Source organism: Cupriavidus sp. 05N40 (genome assembly GCF_056397305.1).
In genome coordinates this window covers 22,232-28,739 of record NZ_JBFTND010000085.1, presented here as the reverse complement: position 1 = coordinate 28,739, position 6,508 = coordinate 22,232, and the positions used below count along the sequence as shown (strand labels likewise).

The following is a 6,508-nucleotide window of genomic DNA, read 5'->3' as shown; positions in this document are numbered from 1 at the left end:
CTCCTGCCCATGTATCACCTGGACCGCGCAGGCTTCGAGTTCGACATTGCCACCTTATCAGGCAATCCGACCAAGTTCGAATGGTGGGCGTTCCCTTCTGAAGACGCCGAGATAAAGGCCCTCTACGCGAAGTACGAGCAAAAATTCCAGCAGCCGCTCAAGCTTGCTGACGTAGTAAATTCCTTGGACAAGGATGCAAACTACATTGCCGTTTTCGTCCCTGGGGGACATGGTGCCCTGATGGGGCTACCGTTCAGCGCGGACATGAAGGCCACCCTGCAGTGGGCTATGCAAAACGATAGGTACATCATCACGCTGTGTCACGGGCCCGCCGCCTTACTTTCGGCCAGCGTCGACGAACCCAACGGCGGAGATCTTTTCCGCGGCTACCGCATCTGCGCATTCCCAGATGCTATGGACAAGCAGACGCCGGATATTGGCTATATGCCCGGTCCATTGCGCTGGTTCTTCGGTGAAAAACTTGCTGCTATGGGAGTCGAGATCGTAAACACTAAAATTGATGGAAGCACGTTTCGAGACCGGAAGCTCCTCACGGGTGACAGTCCCTTCGCGGGCAACAATCTTGGCAAGCTGGCTGCGCGCGCGTTACTGGACGAAGTGCAGAATACAGGTGGGCGCTAGTTCTCACGCCATCAGAGACCTTGTCTGCTCAGGCGCTTGAATTGGCACTGCCTGCGTAGACTATCGAGTCGCCTTTAGTCGCGGCGCGGGATGTTTCACTCGTCCCGCGCCGCGAGGCTTTCCGGTGGAATCTGAATGTGATTATTTGGTCCTGGAAAACTATCATGGCAATCACGCCGAGGCCGAGCGTGACACCGCGCACGCCGAAGCGGTTGCTCTGTCGGCGCAGTTAATCGAAGGGTCCCGCCCAGGTGCGCCGTCAAGCGAGCAAGCGCAACGTCGGACGGCCGGCGACCAGGCGGCCGATACCTGAGCAATGTCCGCTGGCACCCCCTCCCCCCTAATTTGCCGACTTGGTGACGTTGCAGTCGACGCCAGCGGACGTGCCGCCGCCGGCATTCTTCAGTGTAAGGGTAAGCCTGCTTCCTTTCGCCGCCGTGATGGTCTGCCCATAACTAACCGTCGGCATGAACTGAATATCCGGTGCGACYGCCAGCGGAGGGTTCTTTGTGCCGTCGACGGTCAGGTCAAGCTCCACGGTAATGGAGTCAAAAGCAATGCCCCAATCCTGCTTCCTTCCCTCCAGATTCTTTTTGAAAGTGCACAGGCCCTGGGCCACTTGTTCGAGTGCCGTGGGAATATCGACTGGCTTGCCCGGGGGAATCGGCGCCGTATTGCAGCCGACCAACAGGAATGGCAAGAGAAATAATGGGAGAAAAAGGTAGGAGCGCATCAGGATCCCGCTGGACGCTATACGAAGCGTCAATCTGTGCCTGCGTCGCCCCCGCGTCCGTACGCTGTCGAACAGACACGTTGGGTGTCCGTGCCCTTGAGAACTGTGCGCCCACGGCAAACCACATCTGCATGACCTGCCAGGAGCCACGATGCCAGGTGTCAGCAGCATGACTGCCACGCAAAGGCACCCGGAAGCCTCGCTTCAGGCGGCAACTCCCGTGATCTCCCCATCGCTTGGTTAGTGCCGCATGAGGCGCTCCGGGTGGTGGGAGGGAATGGGTGGGAGGGAATGGGCGGGAGGCTCCGCGCCGAAATTCTGTGGGCCTCTTGCGGGATACCATTTCGATGAGAGAACATCACGCATGTGTTCTACTGCGCCATTGAAAAGGGCGGCCTATCTCTCGTGTTCGCGTGTGCTTATTGATTTCATAGACCCAAGGGCTGAAATGAATCGCGTCACTCAACCACGTCTCAAATGGCTGGCCATCCTGTGGCCGCTCTGCTTGACGCCTGTCCTGGCGGTCGCTCAWGGCATCTCGGAATTTCAGCTGCCTGGAGCCAATCTTCAGAAGAGTGCCAATGCGGTGATCTCGCTGATGTCCTTCGCGGTGGTTCCAGACCTTGCATCCAGCTCCCTGGCGATCAATAACGGGGCGACGGGCAATCCGAATGTCACCCTCTGGCAACTCGGCGGAGGGTTCACCTGGAGCAAGACGCTGCCGTTGTATCTCGAAGGTTCGATCGGCTACAACCGCTACGATCCGACCTACGTTGCTTCCAACGGGGTCGACTCTCGCCTGATACCAACCAAGTGGAACACCGTAGCCGGAACGATGGGCGTGGGGTGGGATTTCCCGCTCACCGCAAATAAGGAGTTGGTGTTCCGCCCCATCTTCAACGTCTCATTGGCCCGTGTCACCACGGACGCGTCGGTGGCGCAGTTCCTGCTAGGTCAGAAGACTGGCAAGGATATCAACTTCATCGAAAATGGCCACCTCAACGCCTATGGGTTAGGCGGCTCGGTGATGCTCGATTGGGAGCGCCATGCGCCGACTTACGACGCTGACGTCGAGTTGCGCTACACGAACATCCACCTGCAGAGCTTTGGCGGCACGAGTTCCGCAGTGACGGGGACGGGGTCAGCCCAAACCGCCAGCCTGTATGCGCGTTATCGCGCCCCCACTGGCATGTGGGCCCTGGATCGGCCGGTACGCTACGTACTTGAGTTATCGCACTCGCGCTACCTGGGGCGTGATGCCAGCACGCTGGGGTTTAACGACCTTACCACGCTCGGCACTGGCCTCGAACTCGACACGTCGGCGCATGAAGTCTTTGTCACGAGGATTCGGGCCGTGGTGCGCTATGTGTTCGGCAACAATGTGTCGGGTATTTCCTTGGGAATCGCCGCAAGCTTTTAGTGGAGCAGCACAGCGGCCTTTTTAAGTAAGGGGTGACAGCCCGATCTGGGGCCTTCGTACTCCGCCGAGAATCTCACTCGAGGCCGCGGACCTGATCGATGCGTGCCCCTGTCAGTTGCTCGCTGAGTTGCCAAAGTCGCCCGGCGGCGACCGGGTCCGTCGCTCGCGGCCGTACGCCGTGCATCTCCGTTGAGGTGTCAGAAGGCAGTGCGCGGGCGATCTCGCAGTCGGCGCAGTAAACGCCACCCATGCCGTCAAGCTTCGGGCTCGTCGCGCACCATACGGTCGTAGCAGCACCTTGTTGCGCCGTCTTCTTGTTGTTCTCCGGATCAATGATCGGCCTGCCCTCCTTGTCGAGGATCTCGCTTGCATCGATCTGCGCTTGCGACATATGCCGGACGAGTGCCGTCACGATGCCTCCCGGGTGCACGGAGAAAGCTCGCACGCCGTGACRTTGCCCGATCGAATCCAGCGCGACAGCGAACAGGGCATTTGCGGTCTTTGATTGGCCGTAGGCAATCCACGGGTCGTACTCGCGAGCCTCGAAATTGGGATCATGGAAGTCGATCCCCGCGCGCCGGTGCCCGTAGGAGCTGAGTGCAATGACGCGGGCCCCGTTGGCACGGCGCAAGGCAGGCCAAAGCCGGCAGGTGAGCTGAAAATGGCCAAGATGGTTGGCGGCGAATTGCGATTCGTAACCACGCGCATCGCGCGCGAGCGGCGGAGCCATTACGCCCGCATTGTTGACCAGGATGTCGATCGAATCTGTGGCTGCGAGCACACGTTCTGCAAGCCTGTCGATCGACGCCGGATCGAGGAGGTCCATATTCTCCAGGACCACGCCGGGAATGTCGCGAAGCGCTTCCTGGGCCTTGGCCATGTCGCGAACGGGCACGATAACCGTTGCACCTGCCGAGCGGAAAGCCCGGACGGTTTCAACGCCGATTCCGGAATACCCGCCGGTAACGACGACTTTCCTGCCGGTGAGGTCGATGCCTGTGATGACTTCCGCAGCAGTGGATGCTGGGCCGAATCCCGAACCGATGGGTGCTTGCAAAGTGGGCATGGAATCTCTCCATTTGAAGGATGGAGGCACTTTAGCCCGCCCAGCCCGTACTTAGAATGCTTGATAGGCCGTGTTTTATGCGCGATAGTTCGAGAAATGACCACAGACCTTCTCTCGGAACTGCTCAATCTCGTGCGCGCCCGATGCCGTCTCTCCGGGCGGCTCGTCGCCGGTGGAAGCTGGGGGCGATGCTTTGCCAATCTCGATGCGGTGAAATTCTGCGCGGCTGTCGAGGGCGCTTGCTGGTTTTTCATGGACGGGATGGCGGCCCCTGCACAGTTCGAGCGCGGAGACATTCTGGTCACGAATGGCTCCCGCGCGCTGGTTCTGGCCAGCGCACCGCACCTCATTCCAGACGCGGTCACGACATCGCTTGCTCAGGACGACAATGGCGATTACCGCCTGGGGCAAGGTGAAGATTTCGTGATGCTGGGCGGCATGGTGGAGATCGACGATCGGCATCAGCCTCTGCTACTTGGCGGCCTCCCGCCACTCATTCACGTCAGCGGCGCTCACCGCGAAGCGGCAAGCCTTGGCTGGCTGCTCGAACAGATCGTCCGTGAAATGAAGCCTCCGCCGCGTCCCGGATGGCCCATCGTGCTTGCAGAACTGGCTCAGCTTCTTTTTGTGCAGACGCTCAGGGCCTATGTCATGCAGTCACCGAAAAACGACGGCGGCTGGCTCAGGGCCTTGGGTGACAGACGGCTGGCGCCCACCCTCGCGGCGATGCACGCGGACCCCAGGCGCGCCTGGAGTCTGGAAGATCTTGCACAGGAAGCCGGCATGTCACGCACCTCCTTCGTCGTGCACTTTCGCGAAGTGATGGGCGTGCCCCCGCTCACATACCTGACGAACTGGCGCATGCATCTCGCGGAGCGAGAACTGCGCGCAGGCGCATCCGTCGCGGAAGTCGCCGAAGCAATCGGATACACGTCGGAAAGCGCGTTCAGTCACGCATTCAAGCGCGTGACTGGGACAGCACCAGGGCGATATCGCAAGGCGATCGACGAGGAGCGTTCAGCGCGCGRGGGCGGCGCATCTGAAAACGAGGCGGCAACCGCATTTTAGAGGTACAGCCATGTCAGTCGCGATAGCAGCAGCGTGGACGGTTCCTCGTAATCTGTTGATTAATAGAGGATTTCTCTTGGGCCATCGAGCAACCGCAAACGGCGTCATTGCGAGCTCGATTTCAGCCCGCAGCGCTTGTTCTGGGACGCGGCGCCCCCTTGATGCCCGGTTGGCTACCGCCAAGATTCGCGAGTCGTTTCGCGGCTTCACGCTGGATCAAGGCCTTTAGCGCTTCGCGCACGAGTGCCGTTTTCTCCTCCAGACCCGTATAGGCTTGAGCCTTGGCGATCAAGTCGTCATCAAGCGCAATAGTCGTACGCATGGGAATCTCCGCTAGGCATGAGCACAAACCATAGCATCGATTGATGACGAAAATGGTGCCTCTTGTCGTCCCGCGCGCCGGGCTGATTGCAGCGAGCCGTCAACACGATCCGCTCCTGCTGCAGATTCAACTGACGGCGGCACTGCATATTGACGAAGGCGATTACGAAGCGGCACTGAAATTTCTTCCCATGCTGGAACGAAAAGTCGAGCGTATCCTCGTCACCGGCTTCGGTACGGGAGTCAAGGCGGGCCACGCTATGGTACGCGGCGGGCCATATGCGGCTACGTCCGACGGTCGGACGTAAGCGCCCAGTGACCCCGACTTGAAGCAACGCAAGAGAGCAAGGAGCATCGTGTCCACCTAAATTCTTGGTGGACACGTGAACACTATCGAAGAGATGCCGCCTGCGCGGCGTCGGCATCGGCGTCGGCATCGGCATAGCGCCGAGCCGCCATCCCCATGGAACTGGTCCGACCATGTGGTTGATCGTGGCTATCGGCGAGCCAGACTGAGCGGCCCAAACGCCTGCGCGACCGGCATCATTTCTATCAAGTTAACGTTGACGTGTTCCGGCTGGCTCGCGATCCAGGTGACAGTACGCGCAATGTCCTCAGCCTTGAGTGGGTCGAGCCCTTGATAGACTGACTCCGCCCGATCATTGTCCCCTCTGAATCTGACACGGGAAAATTCAGTACCGCCACAAAGGCCGGGCTCGACGCAGGTGACACGGACGCCCGTACCGAGAAGGTCGGCGCGTAGATTCAAACTGAACTGGTGCACAAAAGCCTTCGTCGCGCCATACACATTGCCTCCGGGATACGGATAGGTTCCTGCCGTCGAGCCGATGTTGACGATATGCCCGCGCTTTCGTTCGACCATTCCTGGCAGGAACCGATGAGTGACATTCATCAGGCCGCTGATGTTGGTATCCACCATCCTTCCCCAGTCCGGGAGACTTGCTGATGGGGCTAGCTCCAGCCCTAAGGCGAGACCCGCGTTATTGACCAAAAGATCGATTTCCGAGAACACTTCCGGAAGTGATGCAGCGGCGGATTCCACCTCGTCTATTTTGCAAACATCCATTGCGACGGGCAACAGTCGCGACCCCAGTTCCGCACCGAGGGCGGCAAGACGGTCAGCACGCCTGGCCGCCGCTATTACGTGGTACCCGGCGCGGACAAGGTCCCGGCAAATTGCGGCGCCGAATCCAGCCGAGGCACCTGTTACGAGTGCAACTCGTCGCGGTTCTATTTC

At 59.8% G+C, this 6,508-nt stretch carries 7 protein-coding genes and 1 pseudogene; 4 read left to right on the top strand and 4 right to left on the bottom strand.

Annotated elements, in window-relative coordinates; all coding sequences use genetic code 11:
• On the top strand, positions 1-642 hold a 642-nt coding region (locus tag AC1DO7_RS20415; protein ID WP_477116512.1), incomplete at its 5' end, for a type 1 glutamine amidotransferase family protein.
• A 340-nt stretch (positions 643-982) separates the two neighbouring features.
• On the opposite strand, the gene AC1DO7_RS20410 is transcribed toward AC1DO7_RS20415, so the two are convergent.
• The gene (locus AC1DO7_RS20410; protein ID WP_441622773.1) at positions 983-1,375 is read right to left on the bottom strand and encodes a hypothetical protein; all 393 of its coding nucleotides are present in this window, start codon (positions 1,373-1,375) and stop codon (positions 983-985) included.
• A 448-nt stretch (positions 1,376-1,823) separates the two neighbouring features.
• Between AC1DO7_RS20410 and AC1DO7_RS20405 the strand changes: the two genes are divergently transcribed.
• Positions 1,824-2,795, top strand: a complete 972-nt coding sequence (locus tag AC1DO7_RS20405) for a hypothetical protein (protein ID WP_477116511.1) — start codon at positions 1,824-1,826, stop codon at positions 2,793-2,795.
• A gap of 73 nt (positions 2,796-2,868) precedes the next feature.
• Here the strand turns inward: AC1DO7_RS20405 and AC1DO7_RS20400 are convergent, their stop codons facing one another.
• Complete coding sequence (locus tag AC1DO7_RS20400) at positions 2,869-3,861, bottom strand: oxidoreductase (RefSeq protein ID WP_477116510.1); 993 nt, start codon at positions 3,859-3,861, stop codon at positions 2,869-2,871.
• A 96-nt stretch (positions 3,862-3,957) separates the two neighbouring features.
• Between AC1DO7_RS20400 and AC1DO7_RS20395 the strand changes: the two genes are divergently transcribed.
• On the top strand, positions 3,958-4,929 hold the full coding sequence (locus AC1DO7_RS20395; protein ID WP_477116509.1) for an AraC family transcriptional regulator: 972 nt from the start codon (positions 3,958-3,960) through the stop codon (positions 4,927-4,929).
• A 121-nt stretch (positions 4,930-5,050) separates the two neighbouring features.
• Here the strand turns inward: AC1DO7_RS20395 and AC1DO7_RS20390 are convergent, their stop codons facing one another.
• Positions 5,051-5,251 (bottom strand): type II toxin-antitoxin system VapB family antitoxin, encoded by a 201-nt coding sequence (locus tag AC1DO7_RS20390; protein ID WP_441622766.1) that lies wholly within the window; start codon positions 5,249-5,251, stop codon positions 5,051-5,053.
• 118 nt (positions 5,252-5,369) lie between these two features.
• Between AC1DO7_RS20390 and AC1DO7_RS20385 the strand changes: the two are divergent.
• Positions 5,370-5,555 (top strand): annotated as a pseudogene (locus AC1DO7_RS20385) (aldehyde dehydrogenase (NADP(+))); the annotation flags it as partial.
• A gap of 191 nt (positions 5,556-5,746) precedes the next feature.
• Here AC1DO7_RS20385 and AC1DO7_RS20380 read toward each other — a convergent pair.
• On the bottom strand, positions 5,747-6,505 hold the full coding sequence (locus tag AC1DO7_RS20380) for an SDR family NAD(P)-dependent oxidoreductase (protein WP_441622794.1): 759 nt from the start codon (positions 6,503-6,505) through the stop codon (positions 5,747-5,749).
• Positions 6,506-6,508 lie beyond the last annotated feature (3 nt).